This is a genomic window from Simplicispira piscis, assembly GCF_054783455.1.
Map to the genome: position 1 here is coordinate 3,811 of NZ_BAAGQN010000023.1, position 18,894 is coordinate 22,704.

General features: G+C 63.2%; 18 protein-coding genes. 8 read left to right on the forward strand and 10 right to left on the reverse strand.

The window, feature by feature from the left end:
• Positions 1–117: 117 nt before the first annotated feature.
• The 3 genes from ACYVOC_RS16080 to ACYVOC_RS16090 are packed head-to-tail and all read left to right on the forward strand — an operon-like array spanning position 118 to position 2,530.
• Positions 118–432, forward strand: coding sequence for a FeoA family protein (locus tag ACYVOC_RS16080; RefSeq protein ID WP_116003149.1), 315 nt, complete (start codon positions 118–120; stop codon positions 430–432).
• A complete protein-coding gene (feoB, locus tag ACYVOC_RS16085; RefSeq protein ID WP_461162445.1) occupies positions 429–2,300 on the forward strand; it encodes a ferrous iron transport protein B in 1,872 nt (623 codons plus the stop codon). Before ACYVOC_RS16080 ends, feoB begins: the two co-directional genes overlap by 4 nt.
• Before the next feature lie 2 nt (positions 2,301–2,302).
• The gene (locus ACYVOC_RS16090) at positions 2,303–2,530 is read left to right on the forward strand and encodes a hypothetical protein (RefSeq protein ID WP_461162446.1); all 228 of its coding nucleotides are present in this window, start codon (positions 2,303–2,305) and stop codon (positions 2,528–2,530) included.
• A gap of 449 nt (positions 2,531–2,979) precedes the next feature.
• On the opposite strand, the gene ACYVOC_RS16095 is transcribed toward ACYVOC_RS16090, so the two are convergent.
• The 4 genes from ACYVOC_RS16095 to dctP form a co-directional block, all read right to left on the reverse strand.
• Positions 2,980–4,263, reverse strand: coding sequence for a hydroxymethylglutaryl-CoA reductase, degradative (locus ACYVOC_RS16095; RefSeq protein WP_116003152.1), 1,284 nt, complete (start codon positions 4,261–4,263; stop codon positions 2,980–2,982).
• A gap of 62 nt (positions 4,264–4,325) precedes the next feature.
• Positions 4,326–5,642, reverse strand: coding sequence for a TRAP transporter large permease (locus ACYVOC_RS16100; RefSeq protein ID WP_116003153.1), 1,317 nt, complete (start codon positions 5,640–5,642; stop codon positions 4,326–4,328).
• Positions 5,639–6,184 carry a TRAP transporter small permease subunit gene (locus ACYVOC_RS16105; RefSeq protein WP_116003154.1) on the reverse strand — a complete coding sequence of 182 codons (546 nt, stop codon included), beginning with the start codon at positions 6,182–6,184 and terminating at the stop codon, positions 5,639–5,641. The genes ACYVOC_RS16100 and ACYVOC_RS16105 overlap by 4 nt, the downstream gene beginning before the upstream one ends.
• A 111-nt stretch (positions 6,185–6,295) precedes the next feature.
• Positions 6,296–7,342 carry a TRAP transporter substrate-binding protein DctP gene (dctP, locus tag ACYVOC_RS16110; RefSeq protein WP_461162447.1) on the reverse strand — a complete coding sequence of 349 codons (1,047 nt, stop codon included), beginning with the start codon at positions 7,340–7,342 and terminating at the stop codon, positions 6,296–6,298.
• 189 nt (positions 7,343–7,531) lie between these two features.
• Between dctP and ACYVOC_RS16115 the strand changes: the two genes are divergently transcribed.
• Positions 7,532–8,950, forward strand: a complete 1,419-nt coding sequence (locus tag ACYVOC_RS16115) for an aminotransferase-like domain-containing protein (protein WP_461162448.1) — start codon at positions 7,532–7,534, stop codon at positions 8,948–8,950.
• A 274-nt stretch (positions 8,951–9,224) separates the two neighbouring features.
• Here ACYVOC_RS16115 and ACYVOC_RS16120 read toward each other — a convergent pair whose 3' ends face one another.
• From ACYVOC_RS16120 to ACYVOC_RS16130, 3 genes are all read right to left on the reverse strand, one after another.
• Complete coding sequence (locus ACYVOC_RS16120; RefSeq protein WP_116003157.1) at positions 9,225–9,554, reverse strand: YkgJ family cysteine cluster protein; 330 nt, start codon at positions 9,552–9,554, stop codon at positions 9,225–9,227.
• 157 nt (positions 9,555–9,711) lie between these two features.
• Positions 9,712–10,632, reverse strand: a complete 921-nt coding sequence (gene argF / locus ACYVOC_RS16125; protein ID WP_461162449.1) for an ornithine carbamoyltransferase — start codon at positions 10,630–10,632, stop codon at positions 9,712–9,714.
• Between the two features lie 20 nt (positions 10,633–10,652).
• Positions 10,653–11,849, reverse strand: a complete 1,197-nt coding sequence (locus ACYVOC_RS16130; protein WP_461162450.1) for an acetylornithine/succinylornithine family transaminase — start codon at positions 11,847–11,849, stop codon at positions 10,653–10,655.
• A gap of 236 nt (positions 11,850–12,085) precedes the next feature.
• Here ACYVOC_RS16130 and ACYVOC_RS16135 point away from each other — a divergent pair, with 236 nt between their 5' ends.
• Positions 12,086–12,412, forward strand: a complete 327-nt coding sequence (locus tag ACYVOC_RS16135; protein ID WP_116003160.1) for a DUF3579 domain-containing protein — start codon at positions 12,086–12,088, stop codon at positions 12,410–12,412.
• Positions 12,413–12,459: 47 nt separating this feature from the next.
• Positions 12,460–13,779: an RsmB/NOP family class I SAM-dependent RNA methyltransferase gene (locus ACYVOC_RS16140; RefSeq protein ID WP_461162451.1), complete on the forward strand. Its 1,320-nt coding sequence runs from the start codon at positions 12,460–12,462 to the stop codon at positions 13,777–13,779.
• Positions 13,780–14,045: 266 nt separating this feature from the next.
• Here the strand turns inward: ACYVOC_RS16140 and rpmG are convergent, their stop codons facing one another.
• From rpmG to trxB, 3 genes are all read right to left on the reverse strand, one after another.
• Positions 14,046–14,216: a 50S ribosomal protein L33 gene (gene rpmG, locus ACYVOC_RS16145; RefSeq protein ID WP_008904999.1), complete on the reverse strand. Its 171-nt coding sequence runs from the start codon at positions 14,214–14,216 to the stop codon at positions 14,046–14,048.
• A gap of 11 nt (positions 14,217–14,227) precedes the next feature.
• Positions 14,228–14,461, reverse strand: a complete 234-nt coding sequence (gene rpmB / locus ACYVOC_RS16150) for a 50S ribosomal protein L28 (protein WP_116003161.1) — start codon at positions 14,459–14,461, stop codon at positions 14,228–14,230.
• 186 nt (positions 14,462–14,647) lie between these two features.
• Positions 14,648–15,607 carry a thioredoxin-disulfide reductase gene (trxB, locus tag ACYVOC_RS16155; protein WP_116003162.1) on the reverse strand — a complete coding sequence of 320 codons (960 nt, stop codon included), beginning with the start codon at positions 15,605–15,607 and terminating at the stop codon, positions 14,648–14,650.
• A 183-nt stretch (positions 15,608–15,790) separates the two neighbouring features.
• On the opposite strand from trxB, the gene ACYVOC_RS16160 reads away from it, so the two are divergent.
• A complete protein-coding gene (locus ACYVOC_RS16160; RefSeq protein WP_461162452.1) occupies positions 15,791–16,465 on the forward strand; it encodes a Crp/Fnr family transcriptional regulator in 675 nt (224 codons plus the stop codon).
• Positions 16,466–16,525: 60 nt separating this feature from the next.
• Positions 16,526–18,862, forward strand: coding sequence for a DNA translocase FtsK (locus ACYVOC_RS16165; RefSeq protein WP_461162453.1), 2,337 nt, complete (start codon positions 16,526–16,528; stop codon positions 18,860–18,862).
• The last annotated feature ends 32 nt before the right edge of the window (positions 18,863–18,894 follow it).

Here is an 18,894-nt window from a genome sequence, read left to right on the forward strand (position 1 = left end):
CGCAAGAACTGATGGCCCGGCCCGATTCCGGGCGGGGAGATCGCTCCGCAAAGGCTGGGCAGCGGTAAACAGGCGGCGTACAATTAATTAATGAGAATTGTTTATATTTAGGAAATCATGGAAGCATTGATGGCGATGGATGCACCGTGCACGGTGGACGAAGTGGGCTGCGAACTGGCCCATTTGCCCCTGCGCACTGACGCCTGGGTTGTCGGCCTGCACATGGAAGCGGCTGCGCAGGATGGCGACCTGTTGCTGCGCCTGCTGGAAATCGGCTTCCTGCCCGGCGAGCGCGTGCGCGTGATGGCGCGTTCCTTTCCCGCGGGTGACCCGCTCGCCGTGCGCGTGGGCCGCAGCACTTTTGCGCTGCGCCGCCGCGAGGCCGCCTTGATCCGCATCAGCACCACGCCCCCGGCCGCCGGAGCTGCATGATGACCGCCACCGCGCCCTTGCGCCTGGCCTTGCTGGGCCATCCCAACAGCGGCAAGACGGCGCTGTTCAACCTGCTGACCGGCAGTCGCCAGAAGGTCGCCAACTACGCCGGCGTGACGGTCGAGCGCAAGGAGGGGCAGCTCACCACGCCCTCGGGGCACCAGGTTCGGGTGCTGGATTTGCCCGGTGCCTACAGTCTCAACGCCCTGAGCGCCGACGAGGCTGTGACGCGCGACGTCATCACCGGCCAGCGCGCCGGTGAGGCGGCTCCCGACCTGCTGGTGTGCGTGGTCGATGCCACCAACTTGCAGCTGGGCCTGCGCATGGTGCTGGAGACCCGCGCCATGGGCCTGCCCATGGTGATGGCGCTGAACATGAGCGATGCGGCGCGGCGCGCCGGTATCGCCATTGACCGTGCCTTGTTGTCGAGTGAGCTGGGCATGCCGGTGGTGGAAACCGTGGGCATCCACCAGGGCGGGGCCAAAGAGCTGCTGCAATGGCTGGATGGCTGGCGCCCCGAGGGCCCCGTGCAGGCGCTGCCCTGGGAGGCGCAAGGCCCCACACAGGTGCTGCGCACCCAACAGGAGGCACGCCGCATCCTGCGCCTTGCGGTGAGCGAGCCTGAGGGCCTGCTGCGCGTGGACGACGCCATTGACCGCGTGGTGCTGCACCCGTTGTGGGGCATGCTCATCTTGGCGGGGACCATGTTTTTGATGTTCCAGGCCGTGTTCAGCTGGGCGGCTGTGCCCATGGACGCCATCACCGGCGCGATGGACGCTCTGGGCCAATGGCTGCAGGCCCACCTGCCCGGCGGCGTGCTGCGCAGCCTGCTGGTGGACGGCATCGTCGCCGGTGTGGGGGGCGTGCTGGTGTTTCTGCCGCAAATTCTGATTTTGTTCTTCTTCATCCTGGCGCTCGAAGACTCGGGCTACCTACCGCGTGCGGCTTTTCTGCTGGACCGCGTCATGGGCACGGTGGGGCTGTCGGGGCGCTCGTTCATTCCGTTGCTGTCGAGTTTTGCCTGCGCCATCCCGGGCATCATGGCTGCGCGCACCATCACGCATTGGCGTGAGCGGCTGGTCACCATCATGATCGCGCCGCTCATGACCTGCTCGGCGCGCCTGCCGGTGTATGCGCTGCTGATCGCGGCCTTCATCCCCGATCGCACCGTGGGCGGCTTCTTCAACCTGCAGGGGCTGGTGATGTTTGCGCTCTATATGGGCGGCATTCTGGGTGCCATGGTTGTGGCCGCGGTGCTCAAAATCTGGCGCGGCAAGGTGCGGCCTTCGCCGCTGCTGATGGAGCTGCCGCCCTACCGTCTGCCCAGTCCGCGCAGCCTGGCACGGGGGCTGTACGAACGGGCGGCCATCTTCCTCAAGCGTGTGGGCGGCATCATCTTGGCGCTCACGGTGCTGCTGTGGTTCCTGTCCACCTATCCGGCGCCCCCGGACGGTGCCACCGGCCCCGCCATTCAGTACAGCATGGCCGGTCAGATGGGCCGCGCGCTGGAGCATGTTTTTGCACCGCTGGGCTTCAACTGGCAGATTTCCATCGCCTTGGTGCCCGGCATGGCCGCACGCGAGGTGGTGGTGGGTGCGCTGGGTACGGTATATGCGTTGTCGGCCACAGGCGACGATGTGGCGGGCCAGCTGGGTCCCCTGATCGCACAGCAGTGGTCGCTGGCGACGGCCTTGTCGCTGCTGGTGTGGTTTGTGTTTGCACCGCAATGCCTTTCCACCCTGGCCACCGTGCGCCGCGAGACGAATTCATGGCGCATGGCGTTGCTGATGGCGACCTACCTGTTTGCGCTGGCCTACGCGGCCAGCTGGATCACTTACCGCGTGGCGCTGGCCATGGGAGGAGGCTGAACATGTGGCAGAACCTGGCGGTGGGTGCCATCGTGGCCCTGGCGGGCCTGTATGCGCTGTGGTACTGGATGCCCTCAGCCCTGCGCAAGCGCCTGGGTTCCCTGCGCCCTGCGCTGGGCAAGGCGCCTTCGTGCGGCGCGTGCAGCGACTGCGGAGGTTGCGCCACCCCCGTGTCGCAGGGCGCACCGGGCAAGGGTGGCAAGACGGTCTGGATGGAATCCAGGCATTGAGGGCTCGTGATTTGCCCTCTGAGGTTGCATGCAATAGCTATATGTTTTATAGCTGCTCGCGCTTTGCTGTAAAGCGCTAGAGCCGAATTTCATCAAATGTTTGCCTGGCCAGCGTCCTGTGATCGTGCTGGCGCAGCAGGGGCGAGAACAACGTCCGGCCAAAGTCGTGCTGCAGGCCGGTGGCCAAGATAGCGGTGACCGTCCGGTCGGTCTGGTTCAGTAGCGAATGTCGAGAGTAGACGCAACAGCATCAACCAGCGGCACAGACGGTGCCAGGACGCGGCGCGGACGGGGATAGGACGTACGCCTCGCCGCAGTGCCGTCGCCCAAGCACGCTTGCGCTCTACCGCTCCGCGCACAACGCACAGATGCCGGTCAAAAGCGCCATGTCGAGCATGTGGCGCAAATCGTTCACGCCGCTGGTGCCGACCAGGCGCAGCAGCGCAAATTCATTTGCTACGCAAGAGCTTGAGTTCAGTCTCGGCGCGATCCAGGCGAACGGCGCCTTCGGCCACCAGTACCTTGGCGATGCGGTCGATTTCATCGCCTGTGGCGCCCGCCATCATCGCGATGTTGTGTGCGTGCAGAGCCATGTGTCCTTTTTGCACACCGAAAGTCGCCAGCGCCTTCAGGGCTGAGAAGTTCTGTGCCAGGCCCACTGCCGCAATGATCTGCGCCAGTTCGCTGGCCGAGCCCACGTCCAGAATTTTGAGTGCGGCCTTGGCCGTAGGGTGCAACTTGGTCGCGCCGCCAATCAAGCCCACTGCCATGGGAATTTCGATGGAGCCGGCCAGGTCGCCATCGTTGGTGATTTCCCAGTTGGTGAGGCTGCCGTAGTGGCCGTTGCGTGACGCATAGGCGTGGGCGCCGGCTTCTACCGCCCGGGTATCGTTACCGGTGACCAGGACCACAGCACTGATGCCGTTCATGATGCCCTTGTTGTGTGTGGCGGCGCGGTACGGGTCGGCCTCGGCGAACTGGTAGGCCGCGAGCATGGCGTCGCGCACCTCGTCGCCGCCGATGTCGGCGGTGCGCCAGACGCAGCGCGCCCGTGCCAAACGCCGGTCGGCCAGGTTCGAGAGAATGCGCAGATTGGTGCGTCCGCCGGTCCAGGCGGCGATTTCCGGGGCGATCTTCTCGGCCATGGTGTTCACCGCGTTGGCGCCCATGGCGTCGCGTGTGTCGACGATCAGGTGGGTGATGACCATGGGGCCGCCGCGCGTTTCGAGCACCCGCACTTCCAGGTCCCGGAAGCCGCCGCCGAATTTGACCAGCACCGGATCGCAGGCGTCGCACAGGGCGCGAATCGCTTCTTTGCGCTCCAGGATGCTGATGCGTGCGTTCTGCGGGTCGCGCACGTGGGTCAGCTGGATCTGGGCGATCATCTCAGTGCCCGACATCGAGGTGATGAAACCACCTTGGTCGTAGCACTGGCGTGCAGCGTTGCACACAGCGGCCACCACGGACGACTCTTCCGTGGCCATGGGGATCAGCCGGTCGCGGCCGTTGATCTTCATGTTGGTGGCGATGCCGATCGGGATGTTCATCGTGCCGATGACGTTTTCGATCAGGTGGCTTGCCAGTTCGAGCGGCAGGTTGCCGGTGTTGAGCAGGTGCGCCTTGTCGGCCTCGTCGAGGCCGGCGAAATGGGCGACAGCGTCGATGCGGGCGGGTACATCGAGCTTGTGAAATCCGCTGATGCGGCTGCTGGGAGGAGTCGTGTGGGTGGTCATGGTGATTTCTGACGGAGGTTCAATAAGAAAAAAATGGTGCCGGGCAGGCCGCTTGGGTGCGCTCAGCGCGCAGCCATCAGCCTGGGCAGATAGGTCACGAGGTCGGGGAAGGCGGCGCAAATCAGCAGGCCGACGACCTGCAATCCGACAAAGGGCAGGATGCCGCGGTAGACCGCACTCATGCCGATGTTTTTGGGCAGCGTGCCTTTGATGTAGAACAGCGTGTAGCCGAACGGTGGGCTGATGTAGCCCATCTGGATGGTGATGGCGTAGAGCACGCCGAACCACAGCTCGTCAAAGCCCAGCAGACGGACAATGGGGAGGAACACCGGCACTGTCAGCAGGATGATGCCCAACTCGTCGAGCACTGTGCCCAGGAAGATGAGCAGCAGCATCATGGCCCCCAAAATCAGCCAGCGGTTCACCTCCAGCCCCTGGATGAACTGCAGCAGCGTGTCGGCGCCGCCCAGCCCGGTGAAGATCGCCACATAGGCTTTGGCGCCCAGTGTGATCCACAGAATCATGGCGCTTGCCTTGAGTGTCTCTGCGCCGACAGCGCGCAGCATGGCCAAGCTGATGCTGCGCTTGAACAGCACCGGCAGCAAGGCGCCGCCCACGCCCACTGCGGCCGATTCGGTGGGCGTGGCGATGCCAAAGAAGATCGAGCCAAGGATCAGCACGATCAGAAAAATCGGGAACACCAGCGTCCTCAGCGAGAGCAGCTTTTCGCGCCATGGCGCGCTGCGCATCGAGCGATCGATCGGCACCCACTCTGGCTTGAGCCACCCCACGACGACGATATAGCCGATGTACAGGCTTGCGAGCAGGAGGCCCGGCACGATGCCGGCGATCAGCATTTGGCCGATGGAGATTTGCGCGGTCACCGCGTAGACGATGGTCAGCACCGAGGGTGGAATCAGAATGCCCAGGGTCCCGGAGGCACAGATCGTGCCCAGCGCCAGCTCGGGTTTGTATCCTCGGCGCAGCATCTCCGGCAGCGCCAGAATGCCCATCGCGGTGACGGCCGCACCGACCACGCCGGTCATGGCGGCCATCATCACGCAGATGATCACGGTGCCGATAGCCAAGCCGCCGCGCAGTCGCCCGAACCACAGTTCCATGGCCTTGTAGAGGTCTTCGATCACGCCCGAGCGCTGCAGGATGCAGGCCATCAGGATGAACAGCGGGATGGCCAGCAGCGCCTCTGACTTCATGGTGTCGTAGATCTGCAGCACGATCACGATGACAGCGTTGGGCTCCCACAGCGTGACGGTGAAAAGCAGCGACAGTCCACCCAGCACGAAGGCAATCGGCAGACCGGTCAGCATGAATACGGTGAGGCCGCCGAACATCAGCAGCAGGATCATGTTGGGGCTCATGGGTGTCCCTCTATAGGCAAGCTGCCAGTGCTGCCGTAGGTGACATCCGCAGGCGTGAACAGCGTATTGAGAAATTCGACCACCGCCTGCAGCAGCATGAGCACCAAGGCCAGTGGCACGGTGGCCTTGAAGGGCCAGATGGGCGGATTCCAGGCCGAGAAACTCGTCTCGCGGTAGTTGAACGCACTGAGCGCCGAGGGCAGGCTGAAGTACAGCAGGATGATGCAGAACACCACGATGACGGGATAGTTCAGCAAGTCAAACCGGCGCTGCCACGAGGGGCTCATGCGTTCGCGCGCGACATCCAACGCCACGTGGCCCTTGAGGTGAAGAAGGTAAGGGCCGCCGAGCAGAAAGTAGGGGCCGAACAGCAGCACGGCCAGCTCCATGCCCCATACCGTGGGGGCATTGAACAGGTAGCGCGCCACGACCTCGTAGAGCATGACGGGAACCACGATGGCCATCAACCACACCGTCGCCTGGAAGATCCAGCGGTTGAGGGTGGTGATCGCAGATGTGGAGAAGATAAGCCATTGAGGCATGCGTGACTCCTGGTGAGCAAGGGGGGCCGCCGATACAGGGGCCGCGCGCAATTACAAGGCGCGCCGACCGGGCGGTGCGCGCGGGCCAGGCGCCTGGCCCGCGCTTGAAGATCAGGCCAGCAAGCCCAGTTCCTTCATGAACGCCACCTGGCTGTCCAGAATCTTGGAGGCCAGTGCGTCGCCCTTGGTGGCGGCGCGCCAGGACGCCATCGCCTTGGGGCGGGCGGCGGCAATATCGGCCGCGTTGAAATGGATGACCTCGCAACCCTTGGCCTGGTACTTGGCCAGCACCGTGGCGTCATTCACCAGGATGTGTTGGCGCAGCGATGCCGAGACTTCACGTGCAGACACCGCCAAGGCTGCCTTGAATTCAGCGGGCAGTTTGTCGTATGCGCCCCGGTTGGCAACGTAGCTGGCGGCGGTGGTGGGCTGGTGAAAGCCCGGCACGATGACGTATTTCGCCACTTCGGCCAGACCCGCTTCGAAGTTGGCCGTCAGATCGCCGCGGTCGGCCATGTCGATCACGCCCTTGTCGAGCGCCGTGTACACCTCGCCCGTGGGCAGCGGCGTGACCGCAACGCCCATGGCGCCCATCACCGCCGAGGCCAGGCCCACGAAGCGGCCCTTCTTGCCAGCCAGGTCGGCCATTTTGCGAATTGGCACTTTCGAGTGCAGTGGCTCTTGACCATACACCGTGGGTGCAATGTAGTGAAGGCCGGCCGGTGCATAGGCCTGACGTGCCATATCCAGCCCGCCGCGCTCGTAGAACCAAGCCTCGTACTGATCGCTCTCTGGGAAACCGAACGGGATGGTGCTGGTGAAAGCAAACGACGGAATCTTCCCTGCCTCGTAGCCGTCGAAAGTCTTCATCAGCTCGAACGCGCCACCCCGCACGGCGTCAAAGGCCTGTGCAGCGGGCACGATCTGCCCGGCAGCGAACAGGTTGATCTTGAACCGGCCACCGGTAAGCTCGGCGACGCGGGCCACAAAGCGTTCTTCAAACTTTTGCGGTGTCGTGCCGCCGTCCCACAGGGCTTGCATGCGCCACGTCACGGTCGCCTGGGCGTGGCTGACCAGCGGTACTGCAGCGCCCACGGCAGTGGCTGCGGCCAGGGAGGATTTGAGGATGTTGCGTCGATTGATGGATTGATCTGCCATGTGTGTCTCCTGTCGGTTGATATGTCCGCCGTGTATTGGCGTGCTGTTCTTGTGTCGCACCGCCCTTCGTTGGCCCCTGTGGAAAGGGCGCAAAAAAGTATAGGATGCCTGCCGGTGCATTGATGGGTACAGTTTGGGTGCAGGAACAGAAACTGTATCCATCAAAAACAGATACACCAAAGGAAGTACATGACGCGGGAAAAGGATGTGGCGGTTTCCCACAGCAAGGTAATGGCCTTGGCACAGCGCATTGCGCAGTCGATTGAGCAGGGCGGAATCGCGGTGGGCTCTCGCCTGCGCTCGATCCGTGATGCCGCTGCGAAGGAGGGGGTCGGCCGTAACACGGTGGTGGAGGCCTATGCGCGCTTGGCCGCACGTGGCTATGTGGAGGCGCGTGCCGGTTCGGGCTACTACGTGCGCAAGCAGCCCCCTGGCCTGCGGGCCCAGTTGCCACCGCTGCACGTGACCGAGGCGGTAGACGTGGTGTCGCTGCTGCGCGAGCAGCTCGAGCGGCACTACGAGGTGCGCGTGGGGGAGGGGCGGCCACCCGCCTCATGGATAGAAGGCTCAGAACTGCGCCAGCACCTGCGTCGCGCGCGATCCCATGGAATGACCGAAATTGAGCATGGCTACAGGACGTCCTGGGGTTATTTGCCACTGCGCGAGACCATCGCCCACATGTTGTGTGAGCGCAGCATTCATGTGAATGAGCGGCAGGTGCTGCTCACCCAAGGCGCCAACCATGCGCTCGACCTGATCGTGCGTCAGCTGCTGGAGGCGGGGGACGAGGTCCTGGTGGACGCGCCGGGCTACTACCCCTTGTTTGGCAAGCTCCGGCTGGCCAAGGTCCAGATGTTGGGGGTCCCGCGTCAGGCTGATGGGCCGGACCTTGATGCGCTGGAAGCGATCCTGCAGACGCGCCGCCCCAAGGTGTTCTTCACGCAGTCGCTGGCGCACAACCCCACGGGCGGCTCGATCAGCCTGCCCAAGGCGCACCGGCTGATGCAGATGGCTGCGACCCATGGCTTTCTGGTCGTGGAAAACGATCCGTTTGCCGATCTGCTGCCTGCCACGGTGCCGCGCCTGGCGGCGTTGGACCAGTTGGAACGGGTGATCTACGTGTCCAGCTTTTCCAAGACCTTGTCTGCCGACCTGCGCGTGGGCTACATCGCTGGTGCGGCGGACCGCATCCATGCTCTGTGCGACCTCAAGATGTTGACATTGGTGTCCACATCCGAATTTGTCGAACGGATCGTGCACCAGCTTCTCTCGAGCGGACAGTACTGGCGCCATCTGAGCCGCCTGAGAGAGCGAATCAGCGCGGCTCTCGGGCCCGGGCAGAAGGCGCTGGAGCGCCTAGGCCTTGCCGTGCATCACAGCCAGTCGGGCGGCTACTACCTGTGGGTGGAGCTGCCGCAGGGGATGACAGAGTCGGCTTTGGTGCGCAGCGCTGCGGAGCGAAGCATTTTCTTGGCACCAGGTTCCGTGTTTTATCCAGATCGCCATGGGGCGCAGCAGGCGTTGCGGCTGAACGTTGGCTATGTCAACGACGCACGGTTCCTGCACTTTATGGAAGGCGCCTTGGACGCTTGGCGCGCCGGTTCGTGAACCGCAGCCAGTGGGGATGGGCGCAAGGCGCGGACGAAGCTGCGGCGACTGCGGTAGCTCACATGCGTGCGCATCCGGATGGCCACGTCATCCTGTCGCGGCTGTGGGCGTGACGCCCAGCGAGCTGCAGTTCAGGTCAAGGACGCCGCCTCGCTGCGTGAAATGCGCGCGCAGGGCATGCACCGGGTCTTTCGCATCCAGCGCACGGCAGTCTTGCAAGGTAGCCTTGTTTAAAACGTTTATTTTGATGGTTTTGAAAGCTGATGGTGAAGCGCTATAGGCCCAATAAAACACCCGCAGGGTAGGGCGGCAGGCCATGCCGCAACCGGGCCCGCTCACAGGCCTCACTGCCCGCGGCGAATTCGCGGCAGGGCGAGGGGCGCCATTCGTAGATGCCGCAGGCGGCCTGGCTGCCCACCTTGCCCGTGAGTGCTGCGCAGCGCGGCGGACTGTGGTCGGTGCCGCGCATGCGGCGCAGAGTGTCGGTTACTTCCACCACCAGCCCGTCGGGCACGTCGCCGCCCATCTCCTGGGTTTCGTACACCGAGAAGTCCACGCGAAAACTGGCGCAGCAGGCACCACAGGTGAGGCAGGGGTGGGTCACGCCACCTGGCCGAGCAAAAGGTACTCCATGAGTGCCTTTTGCACGTGCATGCGGTTTTGGCTTCGGCCCGCAGCCTGCGGCTGCTTCACGTCCGCATTGCGGCCATGAGCCTGCGCCGAAACAGGATGCTGGCGCTGGCGCGCCACCGCGTTGCACTTCATGCTACGCGGCCGAGCAAAAGGTACTCCATGAGTGCCTTTTGCACGTGCATCCTGTTTTCTGCCTCGTCCCACACCACGGACTGAGGGCCGTCGATCACGTCGGCATCGACTTCTTCGCCGCGGTGGGCGGGCAGGCAGTGCATGAACAGGGCGTCGGGGCGGGCCGTGGCCATCATGTCTTCATCCACGCACCAGTCGGCAAAGGCTTTTCTGCGCGCTTCGTTCTCTGCTTCGTAGCCCATGCTGGTCCACACGTCGGTGGTAACCAGGTCTGCGCCCCGGCAGGCGTCTTTGGGGTTGCTGAAAAATTGATAGCTGGCAGCGCTTGCCCCGCCTGCGCCAACGGCCAATTTCTCATCAACTTCGTAGCCGCGCGGAGTGCTCACATGGACCTTGAAGTCCAGTAACTCGGCGGCCTGCAGCCAGGTGTTGGCCATGTTGTTGCCGTCGCCCACCCAGGCCACCGTCTTGCCGGCGATGGAGCCCCGGTGCTCGATGAAGGTGAAGATGTCGGCCAGGATCTGGCAGGGATGAAATTCGTTGGTCAGGCCGTTGATGACGGGCACGCGCGAATGGGCTGCAAAGCGCTCGATCTTGGTCTGTTCGAAGGTGCGGATCATCACCAGATCGACCATGCGGCTGATGACGCGTGCGCTGTCCTCGATGGGTTCAGCGCGGCCCAGTTGGCTGTCGCCCGTGGTCAGGTGCACCACGCTGCCGCCGAGCTGGTACATGCCGGCCTCGAAGCTCACGCGCGTGCGGGTACTGGCTTTCTCGAAAATCATGGCCAGCGTGCGATCCACCAGAGGGTGGTGCTTTTCGTAGGCTTTGAATTTCTTCTTGATGACAGCGGCGCGTTCGAACAGATAGGCGTATTCGTCGGCGGTGAAATCTTTGAATTGCAGATAGTGTTTCATGCGTGTCTCGTGCGGCGGTGTCATTCGGCCAGGAGGGCTGTGACCAGGGGGGCCAGCCGGGCAACGATTTCGTCGGCTTCAACGGTGGTGAGGATGAGCGGCGGGACGATGCGGATCACGCTCTCGGCTGTCACGCTGATGAGCAGCCCCGCTTCTGCCGCACGGCCGACCAGCACGCCGCAGGGCTTGGCCAGTTCCACGCCCAGCATCAGGCCCTGACCGCGCACTTCCTTCACGCCCGGTAGGCTGCCCAAAGCGCCTTGCAGCGCGGTTTTGAGGTGCGCGCCCACGGTGGCGGCATTTTGCAGCAGGCCGTCTTCTTCCATGATGCGGATGGTTTCCACCCCGGCGCGCATGGCCAGCGGGTTGCCGCCGAAGGTGGTGCCATGGTTGCCCGGCTGCAGCACTGTGGCGGCCTTGGGGCCCGCCACCACCGCGCCAATAGGCACGCCCGAACCCAGGCCCTTGGCCAGCGGCATCACGTCGGGCAGGATGTCCGCCCACTGGTGGGCAAACCACTTGCCCGTGCGGCCCATGCCGCACTGCACTTCGTCGATCATCATCAGCCAGCCGCGCTCGTCACACAGCTTGCGCAGCTGCTGCAGGTATTCGACGCGCATGGGATTCACGCCGCCTTCGCCCTGGATGGTCTCGAAGAACACCGCCACCACGTTGGGGTTGCCTTCGGTGGCCGCCTTGATGGCGGCAATGTCATTGAGCGGCACGCGAACGAAACCCTCGACCAGCGGGCCGAAACCGTTGTGGATCTTCGGGTTGCCGGTGGCCGACATGGTGGCGATGGATCGGCCATGAAAGGCTTTTTCGTACACCACGATTTCGGGCTTGGCGATGCCCTTGTCCACGCCGTATTTGCGTGCGATCTTGAGCGCCGCTTCGTTCGCTTCCAGCCCCGAATTGCAGAAGAACACGTTGCTCATGCCCGAGAGTTCCACCAGCTTGGCGGCGAGCGTCTCTTGCAGAGGCACGTGGTAGTAGTTCGAGGTGTGGATGAGCTGCGTGAGCTGCTGCTGCAGCGCAGGTACCAGCCGGGCATGGTTGTGGCCCAGCGTGTTCACGGCGATGCCGCCCAGTGCATCGAGGTACTCCTTGCCGTTGACGTCCCAGACGCGGCAGCCCTGCCCACGGGCCAGCGCGATGGGCACGCGGCCATAGGTGTTCATCACATGGGGCGAGGCGGCTTCAATGAAGGCGGTCATGCACAGTTCTCCAGACGGGGCGGGTGACGGGCTGCGACAGATGCAGCCCTGGAAAAATCGAGAACCGATTCTAGGGCGTGTGCCGCCACGCTGCGGTGACGAATACGCATCACTGCAATGCGTGCGCCAGTGTCGTCAGCGGGGTGTCGGCAAAGTCTTATATAAGAGTTAGAATGCTGTGTTGCGGCGCAACAAGCAGCGATCCTGCCTATCCGTCCTTAACCCACCACTACCCGATGGTTTCTCCTTCCAGTAAAGAAGTCTTCATTCAAGGCATCACGCTCTGCGGAAAAACCTTCCGCCCGAGTGACTGGGCCGAACGCCTGGCCGGGGTGATGAGCAGCTTCAGGCCCGGAGGCGCCCGTCCCGGCAGCCACCTCAGCTATTCCCCCTGGTGCATTCCGACCACGCTCAATGGTGTCAAGTGCGTGGTGGTCAACCGGGCGCTGCAGGGCCATGAGCCCATGGCCTGGGACTTTGTGATGAACTTCGCCCGCGACAACGATCTGCAACTCGTCGAAGCCTGCCTGTTGCCTGACCCGCCGCCGGCCGATAAGGTCTGAGCCAGATTTCAATGCCCTGTCGGGGCAAGGATGGGACAATGGCGCCCATGCATCCCAACGCCCTTCTGGACGCCTGCGCGGAACTCGTCAGGCTGACCCTTACTTTTGAACACCCGGCCGATACCGTGGTGTCCCGTTTCTTTCGCGACCACCGGGGCCTTGGCCAGCGTGAACGCGCCGCCCTGGCCGAGACGGTGTACACCGTGCTGCGCAAGAAACTGCTGTTTGACCACATGTCACCGTCCGGCTCGGGTCCCAAGGAGCGGCGCATGGCCATCCTGGGCTTTGCCCACTGGCAGGACGAGGAGGCGCGGCGTGCCAACCCCCAGGCCATGCATGGCCAGCGCGACTTTTTGCGCGCGGCCTTGAACGACCGCGAGCAGCAGTGGCTGGCGCAGTGCGATGCCGTGCAGGAAGATGAACTCTTGGAGCGCCACCGCCACAACCTGCCCGAATGGCTGGCACAGCCGCTCAAGGAACAGTTGGGCAGCGAATTTTGGCCTCTGGTGGCATCGCTGGCGCGCAGTGCGCCGCTGGATCTGCGTGTCAACGTTTTGAAGGAAAAACGGGCTGATGTGCAAAAGGAGCTTGCGCAAGCAGCTATCAAAACAGAAGCAACACCCTATTCGCCCTGGGGCTTGCGCGCCAGCGGAAAGCCGCCACTGGCGAAGCTGCCCGCCTTTGTGCGCGGTGCGATCGAGGTGCAGGACGAAGGCTCGCAACTGCTGGCGCTGCTGCTCGACGCCAAGCGCGGCGAGATGGTGGTCGATTTCTGCGCTGGCGCGGGCGGTAAAACCCTGGCCATTGGCGCCACCATGCGCAGCACGGGGCGGCTCTATGCCTTTGATGTGGCGGCCCACCGGCTCGACGCCCTCAAGCCCCGGATGGCGCGCAGCGGCCTGTCCAACGTGCACCCTGCTGCCATTGCGCACGAGCGTGACGACCGGGTCAAGCGCCTGGCGGGCAAGATCGACCGGGTGCTGGTTGACGCCCCTTGCTCTGGCTTGGGCACGCTGCGCCGCAACCCCGACCTGAAGTGGCGCCAGACCCCGCAGGCCCTGGAGGAGCTGGTGGTCAAGCAGGCGGCCATTCTGGACAGCAGCGCACGCCTGTTGAAATCGGGCGGTCGTCTGGTGTACGCCACCTGCAGCGTGCTGCCGCAGGAAAACGAAGCCATTGCCGAAGCCTTTGCGCTCCAGCACCCCGAATTCGTGCCACTCGATGCCGGCGAATTGCTGGCACAACTCAAGGTGCCGGACGCCGCCACGCTGTGCAGCGGCGGTGAAACCGGCAGCCGCTACCTGCGCCTGTGGCCGCACCGTCACCAGACCGATGGTTTCTTCGCCGCGGTGTGGCAACGGAGCTGAGCAGCGTGAGGGGCATCCCGAGTTTTTGATGCCTTTTGCTTCCAAGTTGAAAACCCGCTGGCGTATCGAGTCATTCCATTTCTAAATCATCCGTGTCGTTGTTGCTTCGCCTTGCCGTGCTACAGCACTGTCGGCGGCTTCGCGCCTAGACACGCATGATTTGGAAACAGAATCAGCGGGTTTTTTGATCCGTTTTTGCTCTGCGCAGACGCAAAAAAACCGCCGGGCTCGCGCCGGGCGGTTTTTGGCAAGGAGCCTGGGCTGAATTACTTCAGCTTCATTTCCTTGTATTCGACGTGCTTGCGTGCCTTGGGATCAAATTTCATGATCAGCATCTTTTCGGGCATCGTCTTCTTGTTCTTGGTCGTGGTGTAGAAATGACCGGTACCCGCAGTGGATTCCAGCTTGATCTTGTCGCGTCCGCCTTTGCTTGCCATGGTGTTTCTCCTTAAGCTTGGCCACGTGCGCGCAGGTCTGCGAGCACAGAATCAATACCGTTCTTGTCGATCAGACGCAGACCAGCGTTGGAGATGCGCAGACGCACCCAGCGGTTTTCGGTTTCGACCCAGAAGCGGCGGTATTGCAGGTTCGGCAGGAACCGGCGCTTGGTTCGGTTGTTGGCGTGGGAAACGTTGTTCCCGACCATGGGCTTCTTGCCCGTTACTTCGCAGACGCGTGCCATGAGGACACTCCGATATATATAACGGCTGCCAGCAAGGGCCTGTGGTTGTTAAAAACCCGGCATGCTTGCAGCCTCACCTCGCCAGAAAGGGTGGCGGTAACCCGATTGCCGGTGGTCCATCAGGGCCCCAGCCGCACACCGCAATGCGCAGCCAGTTTTAGCAAAGCCATGGATTATAGCGCGTTCTCAGGCGGCAGAGCCCTGGTCCAGGTAGCGCTGTGCGTCCAGTGCGGCCATGCAGCCGGTGCCGGCGCTGGTGATGGCCTGGCGGTATACGTGGTCCTGCACGTCGCCCGCGGCAAAGATGCCGGGGACCGAGGTCTGCGTGGCAAAACCCTTGAGGCCGCCGCGCGTGATGATGTAGCCGCCTTCCATGTCGAGCTGGCCTTGGAAAATCTCGGTGTTGGGAGCATGGCCAATGGCGATGAAGCAGCCTTGCAGCGCGATGTCCTGGGTCGTGCCGTCTTTGACATTCTTGATGCGGATACCGGTCACGCCAGAGTTATCGCCCAACACCTCATCCAGAGTGTGGAAGGTTTTGAGTTCGATCTTGCCTGCGGCTACCTTTTCCATCATGTGGTCCACCAGGATCGGCTCGGCCGTGAATTTGTCGCGGCGATGCACCAGCGTGACCTTGCTGGCGATGTTGGACAGGTACAGGGCCTCTTCCACGGCGGTGTTGCCACCGCCGATGACGCACACCTCCTGGTCCCGATAGAAGAAGCCGTCGCAGGTGGCGCAGCCCGATACGCCCTTGCCCATGAAGGCTTCCTCGGATGGCAAGCCCAGGTATTTGGCTGAGGCGCCCGTGGCGATGATGAGTGCGTCGCAGGTGTACGTGCCGCTGTCGCCCGTGAGCGTGAACGGGCGCTGGCTGAAATCGACCTTGTTGATGTGGTCGAAGATGATCTGCGTTTTGAAGCGCTCGGCGTGTTCCAGGAAGCGCTGCATCAGCGCCGGGCCCTGCACGCCATGCACGTCGGCGGGCCAGTTGTCCACCTCGGTGGTGGTGGTGAGCTGTCCGCCCTGGGCCATGCCGGTGATCAGCACCGGGTTCAGATTGGCGCGGGCCGCGTAGATGGCTGCGGTATAGCCCGCAGGGCCGGAACCGAGAATGAGAACTTTGGCGTGTTGGGGGGTGGACATGGTAAAAGCTCGGGTTTGTGCGCCCAAGGCGCATGAAAAAAGAAGGGTATCAATCCATTTGGGGGATGAAACCCCAAGTATCAACCAAGTGTTGCTGATCGCACCCAAATCTTGTTTCTGTCACGGAGATTGAAAAAACCAATGGCCGTGCGTGCTGTCGGTTTATTGCAAGGAGATGTTGCTATGGCGATGTTGTCGAACCTGGATCTGCTGCGCCGTGTCCCCCTGTTTTCCCGTTTGACGGTGGCACAGGCCGAAGCCATTGGCAGCGCGGTGGTCAAGCGTCGCTTCAAGCGCGGTGAAGCCCTGGTGGAACAGGGCCAGAAGTCCGATGCGCTGTACCTGCTGCTGACAGGGCGCGCCCGCGTCACGGCCGCCGACAGCCGCGGGCGCGAGGTGATTCTGGCCACCTTGGGCCAGGGCGACTACCTGGGCGAGATGAGCATCATCGACAACGAACCCCATAGCGCCACCGTGCGGGCCGAGGTGCAGACGGACGTGCTGCAGTTGGAGCGTGCAGAATTCACCCGCTGCCTGAGCGAGAACACCGCGATGTCTCTGGTCGTGATGCGTGGACTGGTCAAGCGCCTGCGCCAGGCCGACCGCAAGATAGAGTCACTGGCCTTGCTGGATGTGTATGGCCGTGTGGCGCATGCCTTGCTGGAAGAGGCGGAGACCGACGCGAACGGGCAGCAGGTGATCATGGGCAAGGTGTCGCGACAGGATCTGGCGAAAACCATCGGTGCCTCGCGGGAAATGGTCAGCCGTGTGATGAAAGACCTGGAAACGCGGGGCTTCATCGAAACCCTGCCGTCGGGCGCAATGATTCTGAAAAATCGCTTGTCCACGCTGAGTTGACGCTCGCCCAGGCGCCCTGCGCAGGCAGGGAGCCATGGGGTAAGCTTCGCCCGCACGCTTATGACCTATTCCCTGAACACACTGAACGCATCCTCGGGCGACAAGTCCGCCCCACGCACTGCAGGTGCCCGTTTTGGCCATGAAATGGGGCTGGTCGTGGGTCTGCTGGCCCTGGTTTTCTGGCTGCTGGCCTTGCTGAGTTATTCACCCATGGACCCGGCGTGGTCCACCTCCGGCGTGGGCGGGACCGTACTGGTGCGTAACTGGGTAGGCCGCCTGGGGGCCTGGCTGGCCGATGGCAGTTATTTTGTTCTGGGTTTTTCCGTCTGGTGGTGCGTGGCGGCCGGCGTGCGTGCCTGGCTGTCTTCGCTGGCGCACTGGATGCGCGGGGGCGAGGTGCCGCACGCTACCGCAGTCAGCCACCCGCTGGTCTGGCGCAGTCTTTTCTGGGGCGGCCTGGTGTTGCTGCTGTGTGCCAGCACGGCGCTGGAGTGGTCGCGGTTGTACCGTTTCGAAGCCGCCCTGCCAGGCCATGCCGGTGGCGTGCTGGGGTATCTGGTGGGGCCGGCCAGCATGCGCTGGCTGGGCTTCACCGGCTCGGGCTTGGCCTGCATCGTGCTGGCGGTGTTGGGCGCAGCGCTGGTATTTCGTTTCTCGTGGGGGCATGTGGCTGAAGGATTGGGCTCCCGCATCGATGCGTTGGTGCAGTTGGGCCGCACCAAGCGCGAGGTGGCCAAGGATTTGGCCGAAGGCAAGCGCGCTGCGCGCGAGCGCGCGGAAGTGGTGTTTGAAGAGCGCGCCGAAACCGAGGTGCACCACCCGCACCCTGTCCAGATCATCGAGCCTGTTCTGGTCGAAGTTCCCCAGAGCACGCGCGTCGTGAAAGAGCGCCAGAAACCCCTGTTCACCGATATGCCCGACAGCCGTCTGCCTTTGGTGGAGTTGCTCGACGGCGCCCAGCAGCGCCAGGAAACGGTGTCGCCCGAAACGCTGGAGATGACCAGCCGTTTGATCGAGAAGAAACTCAAGGACTTTGGCGTGGAGGTGCGCGTGGTGGCCGCCATGCCGGGCCCGGTGATCACGCGCTACGAGATCGAACCGGCCACCGGCGTGAAGGGCTCGCAGGTGGTGGGCCTGGCCAAGGATCTGGCGCGCTCCTTGAGTCTGGTGTCGATCCGCGTGGTCGAGACGATTCCCGGCAAGAACTATATGGCGCTGGAGTTGCCCAATGCCAAGCGCCAGACCATCAAGCTCTCGGAAATTCTGGGCTCGCAGGTTTACCACGAGGCCAAGTCCATGTTGACCATGGGTCTGGGCAAGGACATCGTGGGCAACCCGGTGGTGGCCGATCTGGCCAAGATGCCGCACGTGCTGGTGGCCGGTACCACGGGCTCGGGCAAGTCGGTGGGTATCAACGCCATGATCCTCTCGCTGCTCTACAAGGCCGAGGCCAAGGACGTGCGTCTCTTGATGATCGACCCCAAGATGCTGGAAATGTCGGTCTACGAGGGCATTCCGCACCTGCTGGCGCCTGTGGTGACCGACATGAAGCAGGCCGCGCACGGCCTGAACTGGTGCGTGGGCGAGATGGAGCGGCGCTACAAGCTGATGAGCAAGCTGGGCGTACGCAATCTGGCCGGCTACAACGTGAAGATTGACGAAGCCGCAGCACGTGAAGAGTTCATCAGCAACCCCTTCAGCCTGACCCCCGAGGCGCCCGAGCCGCTGCAGCGCCTGCCGCATGTGGTCGTCGTTATCGACGAACTGGCCGATCTGATGATGGTGGTCGGCAAGAAGATTGAAGAGCTGATCGCCCGTTTGGCGCAAAAGGCACGGGCTGCGGGCATTCATCTGATTTTGGCCACGCAGCGCCCCAGTGTGGACGTGATCACGGGCTTGATCAAGGCCAACATTCCTACCCGCATTGCTTTCTCCGTAGGCTCCAAGATCGACAGCCGCACCATCCTCGACCAGATGGGCGCCGAGGCCTTGCTGGGCATGGGCGACATGCTCTACATGGCCAGCGGCACCGGCCTGCCGATCCGCGTGCACGGCGCCTTCGTGTCAGACGAAGAAGTACACCGTGTCGTCAATTACCTCAAGCAACAGGGGGAGCCGGACTACATAGAGGGTGTGCTTGAAGGCGGAACCATGGACGGCGACGGTGATCTCAATGGTGAAGGCGGGAGTGATGGCGGCGAAAAAGACCCCATGTATGACCAGGCGGTCGAAGTGGTGCTCAAGGATCGCAAGGCCAGCATCTCGTACGTGCAGCGCAAGCTGCGTATTGGCTACAACCGCTCGGCGCGCCTGCTCGAAGACATGGAAAAAGCCGGTTTGGTCAGCGCGCTGACCACCAGCGGCCAGCGCGAGGTGCTGGTGCCTGCACGAGAGTGAGGGCTATCCCCCTGCGCCGCTGGGGTGGGCCA

Excerpts from the sequence above, each read along its gene's own strand:
- ACYVOC_RS16165 (WP_461162453.1), top strand. The coding sequence starts at position 16,526 with ATGACCTATTCCCTGAACACACTGAACGCATCCTCGGGCGACAAGTCC.
- ACYVOC_RS16140 (WP_461162451.1), top strand. The coding sequence starts at position 12,460 with ATGCATCCCAACGCCCTTCTGGACGCCTGCGCGGAACTCGTCAGGCTG.
- ACYVOC_RS16100 (WP_116003153.1), bottom strand. The coding sequence starts at position 5,642 with ATGAGCCCCAACATGATCCTGCTGCTGATGTTCGGCGGCCTCACCGTA.
- ACYVOC_RS16105 (WP_116003154.1), bottom strand. The coding sequence starts at position 6,184 with ATGCCTCAATGGCTTATCTTCTCCACATCTGCGATCACCACCCTCAAC.
- argF (WP_461162449.1), bottom strand. The coding sequence starts at position 10,632 with ATGAAACACTATCTGCAATTCAAAGATTTCACCGCCGACGAATACGCC.
- ACYVOC_RS16160 (WP_461162452.1), top strand. The coding sequence starts at position 15,791 with ATGGCGATGTTGTCGAACCTGGATCTGCTGCGCCGTGTCCCCCTGTTT.
- ACYVOC_RS16135 (WP_116003160.1), top strand. The coding sequence starts at position 12,086 with ATGGTTTCTCCTTCCAGTAAAGAAGTCTTCATTCAAGGCATCACGCTC.
- ACYVOC_RS16090 (WP_461162446.1), top strand. The coding sequence starts at position 2,303 with ATGTGGCAGAACCTGGCGGTGGGTGCCATCGTGGCCCTGGCGGGCCTG.
- rpmG (WP_008904999.1), bottom strand. The coding sequence starts at position 14,216 with ATGGCAAGCAAAGGCGGACGCGACAAGATCAAGCTGGAATCCACTGCG.
- feoB (WP_461162445.1), top strand. The coding sequence starts at position 429 with ATGATGACCGCCACCGCGCCCTTGCGCCTGGCCTTGCTGGGCCATCCC.
- ACYVOC_RS16115 (WP_461162448.1), top strand. The coding sequence starts at position 7,532 with ATGACGCGGGAAAAGGATGTGGCGGTTTCCCACAGCAAGGTAATGGCC.
- dctP (WP_461162447.1), bottom strand. The coding sequence starts at position 7,342 with ATGGCAGATCAATCCATCAATCGACGCAACATCCTCAAATCCTCCCTG.
- ACYVOC_RS16080 (WP_116003149.1), top strand. The coding sequence starts at position 118 with ATGGAAGCATTGATGGCGATGGATGCACCGTGCACGGTGGACGAAGTG.
- ACYVOC_RS16130 (WP_461162450.1), bottom strand. The coding sequence starts at position 11,849 with ATGACCGCCTTCATTGAAGCCGCCTCGCCCCATGTGATGAACACCTAT.
- ACYVOC_RS16095 (WP_116003152.1), bottom strand. The coding sequence starts at position 4,263 with ATGACCACCCACACGACTCCTCCCAGCAGCCGCATCAGCGGATTTCAC.
- rpmB (WP_116003161.1), bottom strand. The coding sequence starts at position 14,461 with ATGGCACGCGTCTGCGAAGTAACGGGCAAGAAGCCCATGGTCGGGAAC.
- trxB (WP_116003162.1), bottom strand. The coding sequence starts at position 15,607 with ATGTCCACCCCCCAACACGCCAAAGTTCTCATTCTCGGTTCCGGCCCT.